The sequence below is a fragment of the Metaplanococcus flavidus genome (assembly GCF_042675885.1).
Lineage (GTDB): Bacteria > Bacillota > Bacilli > Bacillales_A > Planococcaceae > Planococcus > Planococcus flavidus.
In genome coordinates this window covers 28,656-45,193 of sequence record NZ_JBHTKI010000022.1, presented here as the reverse complement: position 1 = coordinate 45,193, position 16,538 = coordinate 28,656, and the positions used below count along the sequence as shown (strand labels likewise).

Annotated in this window: 13 protein-coding genes; all 13 read left to right on the top strand. The window is 44.3% G+C overall.

The genetic code is table 11. The features are described from left to right. The first annotated feature begins 26 nt into the window (after window positions 1–26). Entirely contained in the window at window positions 27–353 is a 327-nt protein-coding gene (locus tag ACFQ1X_RS13660; protein WP_144838271.1) for a pyrophosphohydrolase domain-containing protein, read from the top strand. Continuing rightward, a complete protein-coding gene (locus ACFQ1X_RS13655; RefSeq protein ID WP_144838269.1) occupies window positions 346–2,757 on the top strand; it encodes a DEAD/DEAH box helicase family protein in 2,412 nt (803 codons plus the stop codon). The genes ACFQ1X_RS13660 and ACFQ1X_RS13655 overlap by 8 nt, the downstream gene beginning before the upstream one ends. Window positions 2,758–2,914: 157 nt before the next feature. Next, window positions 2,915–5,020 (top strand): AAA family ATPase, encoded by a 2,106-nt coding sequence (locus ACFQ1X_RS13650; protein WP_379082987.1) that lies wholly within the window; start codon window positions 2,915–2,917, stop codon window positions 5,018–5,020. Further along, window positions 5,007–6,059, top strand: coding sequence for a 5-methylcytosine restriction system specificity protein McrC (locus ACFQ1X_RS13645; protein WP_144838267.1), 1,053 nt, complete (start codon window positions 5,007–5,009; stop codon window positions 6,057–6,059). The genes ACFQ1X_RS13650 and ACFQ1X_RS13645 overlap by 14 nt, the downstream gene beginning before the upstream one ends. A gap of 86 nt (window positions 6,060–6,145) precedes the next feature. Next, the gene (locus ACFQ1X_RS13640) at window positions 6,146–6,523 is read left to right on the top strand and encodes a hypothetical protein (protein WP_144838266.1); all 378 of its coding nucleotides are present in this window, start codon (window positions 6,146–6,148) and stop codon (window positions 6,521–6,523) included. Between the two features lie 216 nt (window positions 6,524–6,739). Continuing rightward, window positions 6,740–7,285, top strand: coding sequence for a glycerol-3-phosphate responsive antiterminator (locus ACFQ1X_RS13635; RefSeq protein WP_144838264.1), 546 nt, complete (start codon window positions 6,740–6,742; stop codon window positions 7,283–7,285). Window positions 7,286–7,467: 182 nt separating this feature from the next. Beyond that, a complete protein-coding gene (locus ACFQ1X_RS13630) occupies window positions 7,468–8,301 on the top strand; it encodes an MIP/aquaporin family protein (RefSeq protein WP_071151933.1) in 834 nt (277 codons plus the stop codon). A gap of 18 nt (window positions 8,302–8,319) precedes the next feature. Then, window positions 8,320–9,822 (top strand): glycerol kinase GlpK, encoded by a 1,503-nt coding sequence (gene glpK, locus ACFQ1X_RS13625; RefSeq protein WP_117299359.1) that lies wholly within the window; start codon window positions 8,320–8,322, stop codon window positions 9,820–9,822. Window positions 9,823–9,983: 161 nt separating this feature from the next. Continuing rightward, window positions 9,984–11,639 (top strand): glycerol-3-phosphate dehydrogenase/oxidase, encoded by a 1,656-nt coding sequence (locus ACFQ1X_RS13620; protein ID WP_144838262.1) that lies wholly within the window; start codon window positions 9,984–9,986, stop codon window positions 11,637–11,639. A 259-nt stretch (window positions 11,640–11,898) separates the two neighbouring features. Then, on the top strand, window positions 11,899–12,774 hold the full coding sequence (locus tag ACFQ1X_RS13615) for an MIP/aquaporin family protein (RefSeq protein ID WP_144838260.1): 876 nt from the start codon (window positions 11,899–11,901) through the stop codon (window positions 12,772–12,774). Between the two features lie 13 nt (window positions 12,775–12,787). Next, window positions 12,788–14,311, top strand: a complete 1,524-nt coding sequence (glpK, locus tag ACFQ1X_RS13610) for a glycerol kinase GlpK (protein ID WP_144838258.1) — start codon at window positions 12,788–12,790, stop codon at window positions 14,309–14,311. A gap of 231 nt (window positions 14,312–14,542) precedes the next feature. Continuing rightward, window positions 14,543–14,974 carry a DUF4357 domain-containing protein gene (locus tag ACFQ1X_RS13605; protein WP_144838256.1) on the top strand — a complete coding sequence of 144 codons (432 nt, stop codon included), beginning with the start codon at window positions 14,543–14,545 and terminating at the stop codon, window positions 14,972–14,974. 55 nt (window positions 14,975–15,029) lie between these two features. Then, a complete protein-coding gene (locus ACFQ1X_RS13600) occupies window positions 15,030–16,025 on the top strand; it encodes a LysM peptidoglycan-binding domain-containing protein (protein WP_379082978.1) in 996 nt (331 codons plus the stop codon). Window positions 16,026–16,538: the final 513 nt, after the last annotated feature.

The window sequence follows — 16,538 nt, the reverse complement described above, 5'->3', positions numbered from 1 at the left end:
AATTTGAAGAAAGGTGGGAGAGGGAGATGCCAATCTACAACAAACTCGTTCGCGACAACATCCCTCAAGTAATCGAAAAAACCAACAAACAATTTTCTACTCGAATTCTTTCAAAAGAAGAATACATGGTCGAAGTAAAAAAGAAAATGAATGAAGAACTTGAAGAATATCAAGAAGCCGCAACAAATGAAGAAGCAGTAGAAGAACTGGCGGATCTCCTTGAACTCGTCCATGCAGCTGTTAAAATTCATGGGGCAACCATAGAGCAGCTTGAAGAAGTGCGCCGGGCGAAAGCAGAAAAACGTGGTGGATTTGAGCAAAGAATTTTTCTGATTGAGGTTGAAGATGACTAAGCTGGAATTGGTCACTTCAGAATTAATTGGCCATTTGGAGAAGCTTTCAAAAGAAGCGGTGGAAATTCATTGGATTACGGCTTTTGCGATGAAGTCCGGCATCAACTTAATTCTTCCGGTTCTCCAAAAAGCCGCAGCGCGAAAAGTGCCGATCAAATTGTTAGTGGGGGATTATTTATTCGTTACCCAGCCCGGTGCTTTGGAAATGCTGCTGGAGCAGTTGCCGAAAGCAGAAGTGCGGCTCTGGAAGAGTGGTGGAGTTTCATTTCATCCGAAATCCTATTTGTTCCGCGGTACTGAAAACTCGCATCTGATCGTGGGATCTTCGAATCTTTCTGCGTCGGCGTTAACACGCGGAGTGGAATGGAACCTGATCGCCCCGACCTCTGTCGACAACGAGGTTTTTGAAGAAGCGGTGAAGAAGTTCCATCAATATTTTTATGGGGAACAGACAATTCCGCTGAATCGTGAAACGCTTGAAGAGTATACAAACTTACATAAGCAAGCAAATATACAACGGCCAATCAGCCCGGTGTGGTCTGAAGCTGAAGAGGTGGAAATGACAGTGGGGCCGGCACAGCCGCAAGAAATTGAAGAGGCATCAATTGCCTACACTACAGATATTTCCCCGAGACCAGCTCAGCAAGAAGCACTTGAAGCGCTGGAAGATGCAATGGCAGAAGACTATAGCCGGGCGATGGTAGTTTTGGCGACAGGGCTCGGCAAAACATATCTCGCCGCTTTCTTCGCAGAGAAGTTCAAGCGGGTATTATTTGTTGCGCACCGGGAAGAAATTTTGTTTCAGGCTAAACAATCGTTCGAGCATGTTCATCCAGACAGAACAAATACTTTTTATAATGCTTCTGAAAAAGGAACACACGCAGATTTTATATTTGCTTCTATTTATACACTCGGCAGCCAGTATCATTTGGATCGTTTCGCACCAGATGCTTTCGATCTGATTGTGGTGGACGAATTCCATCATGCGGCTGCTCCTACATATGAACGATTATTGAATCACTTTGAACCGAAATTCTTGCTTGGAATCACAGCGACACCCGACCGGATGGACAATAAAGATGTCTATGCGTTATGTGATGGCAACGTGGCAATTTCGATTCACTTTTTGGATGCTATCGAACGAAACTGGTTATCTCCTTTTCAGTATTACGGTGTTTATGATGATACCGATTACTCAGCGATCCGTTGGCTAGGCACGCGTTACGATGAAGAAGAGCTCCTGCAGGTTCAATTGCAGGAGGATTTCGCCGGCAAGATTTTAGCAGCCTGGCAGCAGCATAAGCAGACGAGAACGATTGTCTTTTGTTCATCTGTCAGACAAGCGATTTACATGAGCGAGTTTTATAGAAAGAATGGAGTTCGCGCGATTGCGCTGCATGGCGGTTCGCCTTCGGATCAGCGGAAAGCGGCGAGAGCCAGATTGAATACTGGCGAACTGGAAGTCATCTTCACAGTCGACTTATTCAATGAAGGCGTCGACATTCCAAAAGTCGACACGTTGCTGTTTATTCGTCCAACCGAGTCATTGACTGTTTATACCCAACAAATCGGCCGGGGACTCCGGATTGCGGATAATAAATCGCATTGCGTGATTATTGATTTCATCGGAAACTACCGAAACGCCGATTTGAAACTGGCGGTATTTGATAAGACCGGGAAAGCCGGAGCCAGCAACCCAATCGAGCCTCTCGTTCCTGCAGCTTGCGAATTCAATCTGGATATTCAAGTGATTGACCTGTTGAAAGAGTTGAACAAGAAACGCGCTCCGCGAAAAGAAGCTGTGGTTATGGCTTATAGAGAGCTGAAGAGAGAAATGGGCAGAAGGCCAACGTATTTGGAATTTCATTTGCATGCCAATACCGATTCGAAAATTGTGAAGCAGGAATTTAAGAGCTGGTTTGGTCTGTTGGCCTATGCAGATGAATTGGATGAAGTGGAACAAGACGTATGGCTGAAGCATAAAGAATGGCTGATCGAAGTGGAAAGAACAGGGATGACGAAAAGCTATAAGATGGTCGTTCTTGGTTATATGCTGTCAAAAGGGGAAGACAATTGGTTGGATCCGATTACACCTCAGGAAGCAGCCCCCTATTTCCATCATTATCTGACAGAGAAAGACTACCGGTTAAATGCGGATTTCAGCGATGAGCAAGGTAAAAGGCTGAGGGAATATAACGAAAAAGCTATCAGTGATTTAATTGCGCGGATGCCGATGACTAAGTGGAGCGGGAGTGCGAAAGATGATTTAGTTAGTTTTGATGAAGATGTATTCAAATTTAATTTAAGCTATAGAATTGAAGACAATAATATTTTGTACTTATGGACTTCAGAGATTACAGAATATAGATTACATCATTACTTTGAAAGAAAATCTTTAAACTGAAGCAATAGAAAAAGCAGCCACCCAGCTGCTTTTTTTTAGATTTATTTTAAGAATCTTTTCATCAAGTAGACTTAACAGAAAAATTGGAAATAAATGCATTTTTAATATAATAAAATGCTATAATTTAAGGCACTAAATTCTTTTCTGGAGGTAAGCAATGAATGATACTTTGAATACTCAAAAAGAAAAATACTATGCATGGGTTACAGAAAACTTAGGGGAAAAAACAGGCATATGGTACGCGCCATATCTTGAAAAACTTGGACACCTTTTAGAGAAGTATGAATTAGCTAGCGGCTATAAAGAAAATTTCTTTGAATATCAATCATATTCGGAATTTAAGAATATCTATCAAGAAATGACGGAACAAAGTGATGAGGATATTGAGAAGTATGTAAGTGGTAAAGGGACGCCACGATATCCAGAAGAGTACGGTACCAAAAGAGTGCAATTTAGATATAAAATTGCAGAAGATGAATTTAATCGTGGCATTAGAAGTAAACCTGATAATTTAGGTGGGATACCTGATTGGGGCGTATTAATGCGTTCGTACTTAATATTTTTGTATTATGACGAGAACCCGACTTTAATTTACCCGAAAAAAGAGAAGAAGATTAAGGATCAGGAAGATAAGATTGATAGAAGTATTAATTATTGGGTGATTTCTCCAGGGGAAGATTCTAGATTATGGGATCACTTCCTTGCGGAAAACATAATTGCTCTTGGGTGGGATTATTTAGGTGACTTAGAGGAGTACGATTCAAAGGAGTCAGTCGAACGGAAAATGACTGAACAAAGGTCAGATGGGGTGCGTCCCACCAATGATACAAAAGCTGTTTGGGATTTCTATCGTGAAATCCAAACAGGGGATACTGTATATGTGAAAGAAGGAATTAAAAAGATTTTAGCCCGCGGAGTTGTCACTGGAGAATACTATTTCGATGATGCAGCATCAGAGTATAAACATAGAAGGAATGTGGAATGGCAACAAGTTGGCAAGTGGGACATTTATCAGACTTTTGCTCAAAAAACGTTAACATGCCTAAATAATTATCCAAATCTTATTCAAGAAATTGATCAAGTAATGAATGAAGATTTTATTGATCCGAAAACTGCGGAAGTAAATGAATTCCGTAATTGGTTATCCAATCAAGTTACTGATACAGGAGCTAGTTTGAATGATAAAACAATTACACAAAAAATAAGCTCGTTAAAGGATATAGAACAGCATTCTAACGTTTCGATTTTTGGTGAAACAGACATTGAGGAACTAAAAAGGTTGAAAGATGTTGTTTTATCAGATGAAACATACCAGAAATATAAAGGCGTAGCGGGCAGTTCAATGGACTACTATATTCGTTACGCTGAATCTAAGCCTACTATTCAGGATAATGAATCCTATACAACTGAAGATTTTCTTTCAGACGTTTTTATCGAAAAACAGGACCTTGTACGTCTAATTTCTCTCCTTGAAAATAAGAAGAATCTTATTTTGAAAGGTGCCCCTGGAGTCGGTAAAACATATATTGCGAAACGCTTAGCGTATGCAATGATGGAAGAAAAAGATGAAACGCGTGTTCAAATGGTTCAGTTCCACCAAAGCTATAGTTATGAGGATTTCATTGAAGGGTTCCGACCAAAAGCTGAAGGAGATGGATTTGAGCTAAAACAAGGTCCGTTTGTGAAGTTTGCCAGAAAAGCGGCACGAGATCCAGAACGATCCTACTTCTTTGTTATTGATGAAATTAATCGTGGGAATATGAGTAAGATTTTTGGCGAATTAATGATGCTTATCGAGGCTGATAAGCGAGACGAACAAATTAATCTTCTTTATTCAAATGATAAATTCTCTGTGCCACCGAATTTATATATTATCGGAATGATGAATACGGCAGATAGAAGCTTAGCTCTATTGGATTATGCACTTCGAAGAAGATTTTCGTTTTTCGAAATTAACCCAGCCTTCCAAAATGGTACCTTTAATTCGTATGTAGCCGAATTAGAAAATCCGGATACCTTGAATCGTGTCGTTGATGAAATTAAAAGCTTAAACAATCAAATAACTGAAGAGCTAGGGACTGGATTCCAAATTGGGCATAGCTATTTTGTTGGGGGAGCTTATAAAGTAGATACTGTAAATCGATTAGAGGAAGTAATCGAATTTGAAATTATTCCCCAGCTATTCGAGTATTGGTTTGATAATGAACAGAAGGCAAACGATTGGGCTGTACGACTAAGAGGTTGTTACGATGGAGAGAAATAGTAACATTCCAATTCGCAATATTTACTACATGCTGTCTTATGCGTATCAAACGTTAAATCTTTCCGAGTATAAAGAGATCGGAACAGAAAATTTTGAGAACATCCAAGAGCTTTACGCAGAAATTTTATCGATTGGTATACCTGTTTTAATTCGTGGAGGATTAAGCAAAGATTATATAAGCGTTGAAGAGACCTCCAATGTCATTAAAGGGAAAATTGATATCAATTCTACGATAAAGAAAAATACATTGGTAAATAAGAAAGTTGCAGTAGTTTATGATGAGTTCTCTGAAGATATATTGTTGAATCAAATCATTAAAGCAACACTCATTTATCTGGCGCGCTCAAATAAAATAAATCAAAAAATGCGCAAATCTTTTTACGGATTGTTGCCTTATTTTACAGAGGTATCGGATGTAGAGCTGGATTTGAATCTATGGAAAAAAGTTAAGTATAACCGGCAAAATATTCGCTATCAATTTATTGTCGATGTATGCAGATATCTTTATGAGCAGTTATTATTTGATGAAAGTTCTATCTCTCAGATGATGAAAGAGCTACAAGATGAACAAACATTGTCATCTTTATATGAAAAATTTATTTATGCATTTTTTAAACGCGAAACAAGTTATAAAGTATCCAAATCTCAAATTCAGTGGAATGTAGATGATGGCTTTGCAGATGCGCTGCCAATTATGCAAACAGATCTTATACTTCAAAAAGATAATAAAACACTGATAGTGGACGCGAAGTTTTATTCGGAGAATATGGCGGCAAGGTTTGTGGGTGGAGCTGCAAAGCAGAAGTCCAGCAATCTTTATCAAATATTTTCCTATATAAATAATTGGAAAAAAAGGCCGGATGAAACGGTTGCAGGTATGTTGCTTTATGCGAAAACAACGGCATTAAATCAACCTAACCACCTTTACAATATTAAAGGTAAACAGGTTTTTGTGGTATCTCTTGATTTGCAACAGGATTTTGTGGGCATACAGGAAAACTTATTGGCACACGCTAATCGATTCTTTACAGAGGCTTAAAAATTCATTTTATATAAAAATGACAAATCCTTCGAATTATTCAACAAGGTTTTGTATTTCTGGACTAAGAAAACTGGAGGCCAATAATGGAATTCAAAATCACTGAAAAAGAAATGCGTTTTGAGAACGAGCAATATGCTTCAAGAATGATTATAAAAGGAAAAGGGCCGGGGCATGACGGAGGAGAACCGAGACTCCGATGTGCTGTTACATTGACCATTCGAATCAAGGGGACGGATAATGAAATAAAACTCACTGGAAATATTTATTGGGATGCTAAGTATCCAAGAACGCATCTTTTCTTTACAGGGGGAAGTTTGGTTGATTTTATTGGTGAGCAAGGTCACGATTATAAGCAGTTTAAAACAGACTACTGGGATAAGGTGAAACGACTGGCAGCAAACGTCTTCACTGATAAAGAGATTCTTGACTATAATAAAATGATGGAACAGGTAAAGGCTTAATTTAATTGTTTATACGTAAAATCTAAAACGAGAAAACGGATTGCTTCTTAGCAATCCGTTTTTTGGCCATTTTAAATAAATTCAGTAAAATGTATCCCTTTTCCTCTTCAATCAAACACCAAACACTTCTCCCTTGATTAATCCAACAAATAGTAGCATCATCAAACTTAGAGGCTGTTGAGTTTTGAGCGTAGAACATCTGAGGAGGAAAACGGAATGCCGGAGTTGCAGGGAGTCTTGCCCGTTTTGCGGAACATGAAGGACTTTGAGCGTTTGCTGGAAAGCCATCATCCATGTATTATTTTTCTGGAAGTGCGGCTGTCGCAGCTGCAGGTTTTGGTGCGCACCGCGAAAAAGGCGGGGAAAAAAGTTATTCTGCATGCCGATCTGATCCAGGGGCTGAAGACAGATGCTTACGGAATGGAATTTCTGGTAAGGGAGATCAAGCCGGACGGGATTATTTCGACACGCGGCAATGTGATTACGCTGGCGAAGAAGAACAACCTGCTGACGATTCAGCGGCTGTTTCTGCTGGACAGCCATGCATTGAAGAATAATATCAAGCTGATCAGTCAGGTCAAACCGGATTATATCGAATTATTGCCCGGCATCATTCCATCACTGATTGAGGAAGTCCATCAGAAGACCGGTATTCCGATCATTGCGGGAGGGCTGATCCGCAGTGCGGAAGATGTTGAGCTTGCATACAGCGGCGGGGCCAAAGCTGTATCCACATCAGATTCCGAGCTGTGGGAGTTATAGCGGAGGATGATGTGTTGACCGCGCTTTCAAAAGCTGATAAATTAGAATGACAAGTTAAGAACCGTGTAAGAGAAGAGGAGACCCGCACTGTAACGGATAAATTCTGATGAGGAATTTGTCCGTTTCGTGCGGTTTTTTTGTGTTTTTCGGGTTCTGGACTGACTATCCTGGAGGAGATTATTTTGACTGAATTTTTAGCGGAAGTGATCGGAACGATGATTTTGATCATTTTTGGAGCCGGCGTTGTTGCCGGTGTCGTATTGAAAGATTCGAAAGCGGAGAACAGCGGCTGGATTGTAATTACCATTGCCTGGGGGCTCGCTGTGACAATGGGCGTCTACGCGGTAGGAAGTTTTTCGGGCGCACATTTAAACCCCGCTGTTACGCTTGGTTTTGCATCTATCGGAGAATTGCCTTGGGCAAAAGTTCCTCTTTACATAGCGGCTCAAATCATCGGTGCCATAACTGGCGCGGCCATCGTGTTTTTCAATTATTTGCCGCATTGGTCACGGACAGAAGACGAGACGACAAAATTGGCTGTTTTTGCGACAATTCCCGCTATCCGCCGGCCGCTTTCCAATTTGGTCAGTGAAATCATCGGGACCACTGTCCTGGTCATGGGGCTCCTGTTCATCGGAGCCAACGAATTTACAGAAGGCTTGAATCCGTTGATCGTCGGTGCGCTGATCATCGCGATCGGCATGTCGCTCGGCGGAACGACAGGCTATGCCATCAACCCGGCGCGTGATTTGGGGCCGAGAATTGCCCATGCCTTATTGCCGATTCCCGGCAAAGGCGGTTCGGATTGGTCATATGCCTGGGTTCCTATTGTGGGACCGGTTTTTGGCGGTATTTATGGAGCTATTTTTTACAAAGCCATATTTACAAATGGATATGGATTGCCATTTTGGATACTGAGCGTAATCTTCTTATCGGTTTTATTGACCGCTGCAGGTGCAGAATTGAGAAGAAGCCGCCAGAAGGCAGAGCAATTAGAAGAAACTACGGTTTCATAGATGTTGGAGGAGAGCGACTTGAAGAAAGAATATATCTTATCGATCGACCAGGGTACGACAAGCTCACGGGCGGTACTGTTTAATCGTAAAGGGGAAATCGTCGAAACAGGACAGCAGGAGTTCCAGCAGTTTTTCCCGAAACCCGGCTGGGTTGAACATGACGCCAATGAAATCTGGACGTCTGTTTTAGCCTGTATCGCGGATGTGCTCCGCAAGTCGGAAATCACGCCTGATCAAATCGCTGGAATCGGCATCACGAATCAGCGCGAAACAACGGTCGTCTGGGACCGCAACACTGGAAAGCCGATTTACAAAGCGATCGTCTGGCAGTCTCGTCAAACAGATGAAATCTGCAAAGATTTGAAAGAACAGGGGCACGAGGAATTGTTCCGCAAAAAAACAGGTCTGTTGATTGATGCTTATTTTTCCGGCACGAAAGTCAAATGGATTCTGGACAACGTTGAAGGCGCGCGCGAAAAAGCAGAGAACGGCGATTTGATGTTCGGCACCATCGACTCGTGGCTTGTCTATAAATTATCAGGCGGCAAAAAGCATGTGACGGATTACAGCAATGCTTCCCGTACGCTGATGTACAATATCTACGATCTGGAATGGGACGAAGAATTATTGGATATTCTGACAGTGCCGAAAAGCATGCTGCCGGAAGTCCGCCAGTCGTCTGAAGTCTATGCGGAAACAATCGACTATCATTTCTTCGGCCATAATGTGCCGATCGCCGGTATGGCCGGTGACCAGCAGGCTGCTTTGTTCGGACAGGCCTGCTTTGAAAAAGGGATGGCGAAAAACACTTACGGTACAGGATGCTTTATGCTGATGAACACCGGGGAACAAGGCGTTCAGTCAGAGCATGGCCTACTTACCACACTGGCCTGGGGCGTCAACGGCAAAGTCGAATATGCGCTTGAAGGCAGTATTTTCGTCGCTGGTTCTGCAATCCAATGGCTGCGTGACGGTCTTGAGCTTCTGGGCCGAGCACCGGAAAGCGAAGCGCTTGCAGCGTCGGTCGATTCGACGGAAGGCGTTTACATGGTGCCGGCATTCGTAGGTCTCGGAACACCGTATTGGGATACCGATGCACGCGGAGCGATCTTCGGTTTGACGCGCGGCACGACCAAAGCGCATTTTGTCCGGGCAACGCTTGAATCACTCGCATACCAGACAAAAGACGTTGTAAATGTTATGATAGAAGATGCAGGAATCGAACTCAAAACATTGCGTGTTGACGGCGGAGCTGTCGGCAACGATCTGCTGATTCAATTCCAGAGCGACATTTTGAATGTACCGGTGGAACGTCCGGTCATCCAGGAGACGACAGCACTTGGCGCTGCATATCTGGCAGGTCTGGCCGTCGGTTTCTGGAAAGATAAAGAAGAGATCGCCAAGCAATGGCAAGTTGAAAAAACGTTTAACCGCAATATGGCGGAAGAAGAAAGCGAAAGACTTTATACCGGTTGGCAAAATGCAGTTGCGTCAACGCGCACATTTAAACCGGTAAAGTAAAACAACCTTACAAGTTAATATCACAGGCCGGAGATAACGAGAGACCAAGCCAGTTCAGCAGAAGAAATTCTGCAGCTGTGCCGTGGTCTTTCTTTTTTTGTGAAGATTACAGGTGCAGAGCGAAATAAATCATCTTATTTATGGAAGAGGAGAGATTTTGGATGAAATTTTCAAGTTTGAAGCGTAAAGAAACAATAGATGCCATGAAAAACGCGCCTTTGGATTTATTGGTGATCGGCGGGGGGATTACCGGCGCCGGTATTGCCTTGGACGCCAGTGTCAGAGGCGTCAAGACTGCAGTGGTGGAAATGCAGGATTTCGCAGCGGGCACCAGCAGCCGTTCAACAAAATTGGTGCACGGTGGTTTGCGTTACCTGAAACAGTTTGAAGTGAAAATGGTGGCTGAAGTCGGCAAGGAACGTGAAATCGTTTATGAAAACGGCCCTCACGTGACAACGCCCGAATGGATGCTGCTGCCGTTTTACAAAGGCGGCACATTCGGTCCATTAAGCACAAACGTCGGCTTGCGCGTCTATGACTTTTTGGCGGGCGTCAAACGGGAAGAGCGCAGAAAAATGCTGAGCCGCAAAGAAACGCTGAAGCGTGAACCTTTACTGAAAAAACAGGGGCTGAAAGGCGGCGGTTATTATGTGGAGTACAAAACAGATGATGCGCGTCTGACAATTGAAGTGATGAAAAAAGCGGTAGAAAAAGGGACTCTGGCGTTAAATTACGCTAAAGTCATTGATTTCATCTATGACGGCGGCAAAGCGGTCGGCATCCGTGTGGAAGACCAGACGAATGGAGATATCCATGAAGTCTTTGCGAAAAGAATCGTCAATGCAGCCGGTCCATGGGTCGATACATTACGGGAAAAAGACCATTCGAAAAAAGGCAAAACGCTGCAGCTGACAAAAGGGATCCATCTGATTTTCGACGGCAAGCGTTTCCCGCTGGAACAGGCAGTCTATTTTGATATGCCGGACGGCCGGATGGCATTCGCTATTCCACGAGAAGGAAAAGTATATGTCGGTACGACTGATACTGTTTACAAAGCGGACATTGCACATCCGACGATGACCCGTGCCGATCGCGACTATGTACTTCGCGCGATTGATTTCATGTTCCCGGAAGTGGCCATCAGCAAGGAAGATGTTGAATCGAGCTGGGCAGGATTGCGTCCGCTTATCCATGAGGAAGGCAAAGACCCTTCAGAAATTTCACGTAAAGACGAAATTTTCATTTCGGATTCCGGGTTGATTTCCATTGCAGGCGGCAAGTTGACTGGCTACCGGAAAATGGGCGAAAACATTATTGACCTGGTTACGGAGCAATTAAGAGAAGAACAAGATTTGCGGTTCCCGAAAGTTTCCACGAAGCATCTGCCGATTTCCGGCGGTGAAGTCGGCGGATCGGAAGGATTCCAAACGTTCCGAATTGACCGCGAGCAGCAGGCGATGGCAATGGGGCTGAACGCGGAAACGGCAGGGATGCTGACAAGCCGTTACGGTGCCAATGTCGACAAGGTTTTAGGGCTGTTCGCCGGCAGACGTGAAGAAGCGGCACAGGCAGGTCTGGATCCATTGGTATTTGCGATGCTCCGTTACGCGATGGAGTATGAAGCGGCTTATAAACCGGTTGACTTTTTCGTCCGCCGGACTGGGGCATTGTTATTCGATATTCAGTTCGTGTACACATTCAAAGAAGCGGCCACCGCACATATGGCGGAAAGCTTTGGATGGACACAGCAGCAAATTCAAAGTTATACCAAAGAATTGGATGTACTGTTGTACGAAGCGACGCATCCGGTTGGATGAGCAAGTAGCATTATAAAAATAAAAAAAGGGCAGCCGAAGAAAAATCGGCTGCTCTTTTTTTGCTTAAATATTCAGAATAGGGATTGACAGCGCTTTCTTTTGCGTGTAACTTTAAAAACAACAAGTTAAGAGCTGTGTTGGAGACCCGAGATTCGCACATCAATGAGTCCTTCTGTGAAGAAGAACTCTCATTGATTGCGGATTTTTTTAGTGGTCGGTTATATGGCTTTTACTTTAAAAAGAAAAGGAGTGTTGGGTGATGTCGGAATTTCTGGCAGAAGTGATTGGCACTATGATCCTGATTATTTTCGGGAGCGGAGTCGTCGCAGGAGTTGTTTTGAAAGATTCGAAGGCTGAAGGCAGCGGTTGGATTGTTATAACCATTGCTTGGGGTCTTGCCGTTACGATGGCTGTTTACGCAGTGGGCAGTTTTTCTGGAGCTCATATCAATCCAGCAGTAACTTTGGGACTTGCATCAGTCGGTGAATTCCCATGGGCGAAAGTGCCATTATACATTCTGGCCCAAATTATTGGAGCGATTATTGGAGCAGGAATTGTCTTTTTAAACTATTTGCCTCATTGGAGAAGAACAGAAGACCAAGGAGCAAAACTGGCCGTTTTCTCTACAGGTCCAGCAGTGCGCAGCCCTTTTTCGAATTTGGTGAGTGAAATTATTGGTACTGCTGTTCTGGTGATGGGCTTATTGTTCATCGGTGCCAACCAATTTACGGAAGGCTTGAACCCCTTGATTGTCGGAGCTTTAATCATTGCCATCGGGATGTCCCTCGGTGGTGCTACAGGATACGCCATCAACCCTGCGCGAGACCTTGGTCCGCGTATCGCCCACGCATTGCTGCCGATCCCTGGGAAAGGCAGTTCCGACTGGAGCTACGCCTGGGTTCCTATAGTAGGCCCAATTTTCGGTGGTATTTATGGAGCAGTTTTCTACAAGGCGATATTCACAGGTGAGTATAACCTGCTTTTTTGGGCACTCAGCGTCGTTATGGCAATCATCTTAATTGGAGCAGCCAACGCTGAACTGAAGAAAGGCCATACGTTAGCCAATGATATTGAAGACAATTTAGTAGGTGAAAACGAAAGAAATGAAAATCACGTTGCAGAAAAATCCATTTGAGGAGGAATTCACAATGAGTAAAGATTACATTTTGTCAATTGACCAGGGAACAACAAGTTCGCGTGCAGTACTGTTTAACCATAAAGGGGAAATCGTCGAAACGGCCCAGCAGGAGTTTGAACAGTTTTTCCCGAAACCGGGCTGGGTGGAACATGACGCCAATGAAATCTGGACATCTGTCCTCGCTTGTATGGCAGGCGTATTGCGTAAATCCGATGTGGACCCAAGCCAGATCGCTGGAATCGGCATCACAAACCAGCGCGAAACAGCAGTTGTCTGGGATCGAAATACCGGAAAGCCGATTTACAAAGCGATTGTCTGGCAGTCGCGCCAGACCAGTGAAATCTGCAAAGATTTAAAAGAGCAGGGACACGAAGAATTGTTCCGTAAAAAAACGGGACTACTGATCGATGCTTATTTTTCCGGCACGAAAGTCAAATGGATTCTGGACAACGTTCCAGGCGCCCGTGAAAAAGCGGATAATGGCGATTTAATGTTCGGAACGGTCGATTCATGGCTCGTCTATAAATTGTCGGGTGGAAAAGAGCATATCACGGATTACAGCAACGCTTCCCGCACGCTGATGTACAATATCTACGACTTGGAATGGGATGAAGAACTATTGGAGATCCTGACAGTGCCGAAAAGCATGCTGCCGGAAGTGCGCCAATCGTCCGAAGTCTATGCCCATACTGTCGATTATCATTTCTTCGGACACGAAGTGCCGATTGCAGGCATCGCCGGCGACCAACAGGCTGCTTTATTCGGCCAGGCCTGCTTCGATAAAGGGATGGCGAAAAACACTTACGGTACAGGATGCTTTATGCTGATGAACACTGGGGAAGAAGGCGTCGTTTCTGATCACGGACTGTTGACGACACTGGCCTGGGGCGTCGACGGCAAAGTGGAATATGCGCTTGAAGGCAGTATATTCGTCGCCGGCTCTGCAATCCAATGGTTGAGAGACGGGCTGGGAATATTGAATACTGCACCTGAAAGCGAAGGCTATGCCACATCGGTCGAGTCTACAGACGGTGTATACATGGTACCGGCATTCGTCGGTCTCGGAACGCCTTACTGGGACACCGACGCACGCGGAGCGGTTTTTGGCTTGACACGCGGCACGACAAAAGCGCATTTTGTCCGTGCAACGCTTGAATCACTGGCCTATCAAACAAAAGATGTTGTAGATGTCATGATTAAAGATGCGGGGATTGAACTCAAAACCTTGCGTGTTGACGGCGGAGCAGTTTCTAATGACTTTTTGATGCAATTCCAGAGTGATATTTTGGATGTACCGGTCGAACGTCCGGTCATCCAGGAAACGACAGCACTTGGCGCTGCTTATCTGGCGGGGCTGGCCGTCGGTTTCTGGAAAGATAAAGAAGAAATCGCCAAGCAATGGCAGGTTGAAAAAACCTATAACCGGAAAATGCCTGCCGAACAAAGTGAAGAGCTTTACACCGGCTGGCAGCAAGCGGTCGAATCAACAAGAACTTTTAAACAAAAAACAGCACAAAAAGCGCCGATCGCCTAATAAGCGGCGGCTATAGAATTCAGGGGATCGAATTTATCTGCAGATATTATTCTGCGGGTGCAATTCGGTCTCTTTTTTATTTATGAGGCTTGAAACTGCTTTCTTTCATGAGGAGTCCCTGCATTTTTTATTCAATGAAAGTGTTGAAAAAGTATCCTATTACCGCTTACTTAGCTATATAGGGAGTATAGGCACCTTTTTAGGAATCTTGCCTGCAAAGGAGATGAAATAATGAAAAAAACGCCGTTTGTAAAACGAATCACGCATCCGGATTACGGCGAACTCTATAAATTTTTCGAGTTGGATGCAGAAACACAGGAAGAAACACCGGTCGACCCGTTCGATGCCGGAATCCTGCTGATGGCGGTGGAGGAACAACTGCCGGAAATCCTGACGATTACGTCAAAGCGCGGAGCGGATGCCAGCGGCTATTATGCGGGAGAGAAATTTGTCGTGATGAAAGGATCGAAGTTCGCAGCATCGACTACAGCGAAATGCCCGAAGAGTTTTGTAAAGCTGCGTGAAAAGCTGATCCTGGAAGGGCTGCTGATCCCGCTGCACAGTCAGCTGTTCTTACTGGAAGATTATGAGTTCGACTCGCCAATGATTGCGATGGGCATAGTGATTGGCAGCAGGGGAAGCGGGCCGCATAGCTGGAAATAATGGAATGGAATTAAGATTCTGTTCTATCAGAACAAAACTCAAAAGGGGGTACCACATGAAAAACTTTTTAGCGTTGCCAAGTTTAGTCGATATGCGGCAAAGTCTGCAGAAAAAACACAATTACATCCAACGCAGTAAAAGCATCAGTACACGCGTCTGGCATCATTCACTGACGCTGTCGCATCTGGCGGGATCGGATGCCGCGAGCTTCGCCAGACACCATATTGAAACGAATGGCTGGCCGGGCGTCGCCTATGCGATTATCGTCGAGCCGAAAAACGCAGTTGAGACTCCTCGTGGCAAACGGGCGCGGATTGTCTGGGCGCATGATTTTGACCGGCGCACCTATCACGCCGGCAACGCCAATGATTACGGACTGGGCATTTGCGTCGCCGGCGATTACCGCAACGAGCGAATGCGGGATTTTGTCAAAGAGACGGTGAAAGAATTGCAGGCGGCGCTGGTGGCAGACGGCATCGGCCGCGAAGACAAATCGCATCACGAAATGCCGGGCTACAGCTGGAAAGCGTGCTGCGTGTTTGATTATAAAGGAGCGTTTAATTTTTTGAATAAAGACGCATTGATCGCACCGGTGCCGGCCACTTATACCATCCAGGAAGGCGATACCTTTTGGAACATCGCCAATAATATGGAAGGCATCGAAGTGGCGGATTTGGAAGCGGCGAATCCGGGGGTGGATCCGAAAGCGCTGGGGATCGGGCAAGTCATCAAGCTGGGCGATGCAAAAGGCGCTTCTTTAAAAGAGGCGAAAAAACCGGTTCAGCAAATCGCCATGAAGGAATTTGTGCGGCTGCCGAAAACGGCGAAGACGTGGAAGGCGTACCGCTTGGAGGTTCATCCGGTTGCGGCGAACAGCGACTGGAGCTTAACGCCGGCACAGTTCGGCGGCTTGGAATATGAAATACTGGCTCATCCGCAAAAGGATGTGGTTACGATTATGACGAGTAGAGGTAAGCGCAATATTTACGTTGCGCCGTCCACAGGGGCGGAGATTTTTATGAAACAGATAAGGATGGAGTCGCTCAATTAATATTGAGCGGCTTTTTTAGTTGCCGTCTGATGGCCAATGATCTTGCTTATTATTCGTTGCTTGAGTTATTCTTTTTCGCTGATTTTACTAGAAAAATTGTTGAAACACTGACGCCGACCAGTACACTTATAGATGAAATTAAGACTGCCATGAACATACAAGAACCTCCTCCTTTCTATACACTGGGCATAATCAGAGTGACTTTTACTCCAGAATGATTTCGTCTTAGCGTTTTTCTAAATGGGTTTTTCTCTCTTGAATTAATTTTTTAGTATTCAAATGAAGCACCGCCTTATTAGTAAAACTTGGTATCTATACATTCTAACAAAAAATTTGACAGCAAAACATGAAATTTTACATAATGTGTAAATTTAACCTTTATAATGATCACGGAAGATCTGCGTTTTACGGGCGACAGGGCGAAGTTTTTTATGAAATAAGATTGAATATAGAGGGACAAAGCCGCTCATTTTTAGCTGAACGGCTTTTTTATTTGCCCGAAAAGGATTGTCG

Bases quoted from the DNA above. Each gene is read 5' to 3' on its own strand.
- ACFQ1X_RS13615 (WP_144838260.1), top strand. From the start codon at position 11,899: ATGTCGGAATTTCTGGCAGAAGTGATTGGCACTATGATCCTGATTATT.
- ACFQ1X_RS13655 (WP_144838269.1), top strand. From the start codon at position 346: ATGACTAAGCTGGAATTGGTCACTTCAGAATTAATTGGCCATTTGGAG.
- ACFQ1X_RS13660 (WP_144838271.1), top strand. From the start codon at position 27: ATGCCAATCTACAACAAACTCGTTCGCGACAACATCCCTCAAGTAATC.
- glpK (WP_144838258.1), top strand. From the start codon at position 12,788: ATGAGTAAAGATTACATTTTGTCAATTGACCAGGGAACAACAAGTTCG.
- ACFQ1X_RS13650 (WP_379082987.1), top strand. From the start codon at position 2,915: ATGAATGATACTTTGAATACTCAAAAAGAAAAATACTATGCATGGGTT.
- ACFQ1X_RS13620 (WP_144838262.1), top strand. From the start codon at position 9,984: ATGAAATTTTCAAGTTTGAAGCGTAAAGAAACAATAGATGCCATGAAA.
- ACFQ1X_RS13600 (WP_379082978.1), top strand. From the start codon at position 15,030: ATGAAAAACTTTTTAGCGTTGCCAAGTTTAGTCGATATGCGGCAAAGT.
- ACFQ1X_RS13640 (WP_144838266.1), top strand. From the start codon at position 6,146: ATGGAATTCAAAATCACTGAAAAAGAAATGCGTTTTGAGAACGAGCAA.
- ACFQ1X_RS13605 (WP_144838256.1), top strand. From the start codon at position 14,543: ATGAAAAAAACGCCGTTTGTAAAACGAATCACGCATCCGGATTACGGC.
- ACFQ1X_RS13635 (WP_144838264.1), top strand. From the start codon at position 6,740: ATGCCGGAGTTGCAGGGAGTCTTGCCCGTTTTGCGGAACATGAAGGAC.
- ACFQ1X_RS13645 (WP_144838267.1), top strand. From the start codon at position 5,007: ATGGAGAGAAATAGTAACATTCCAATTCGCAATATTTACTACATGCTG.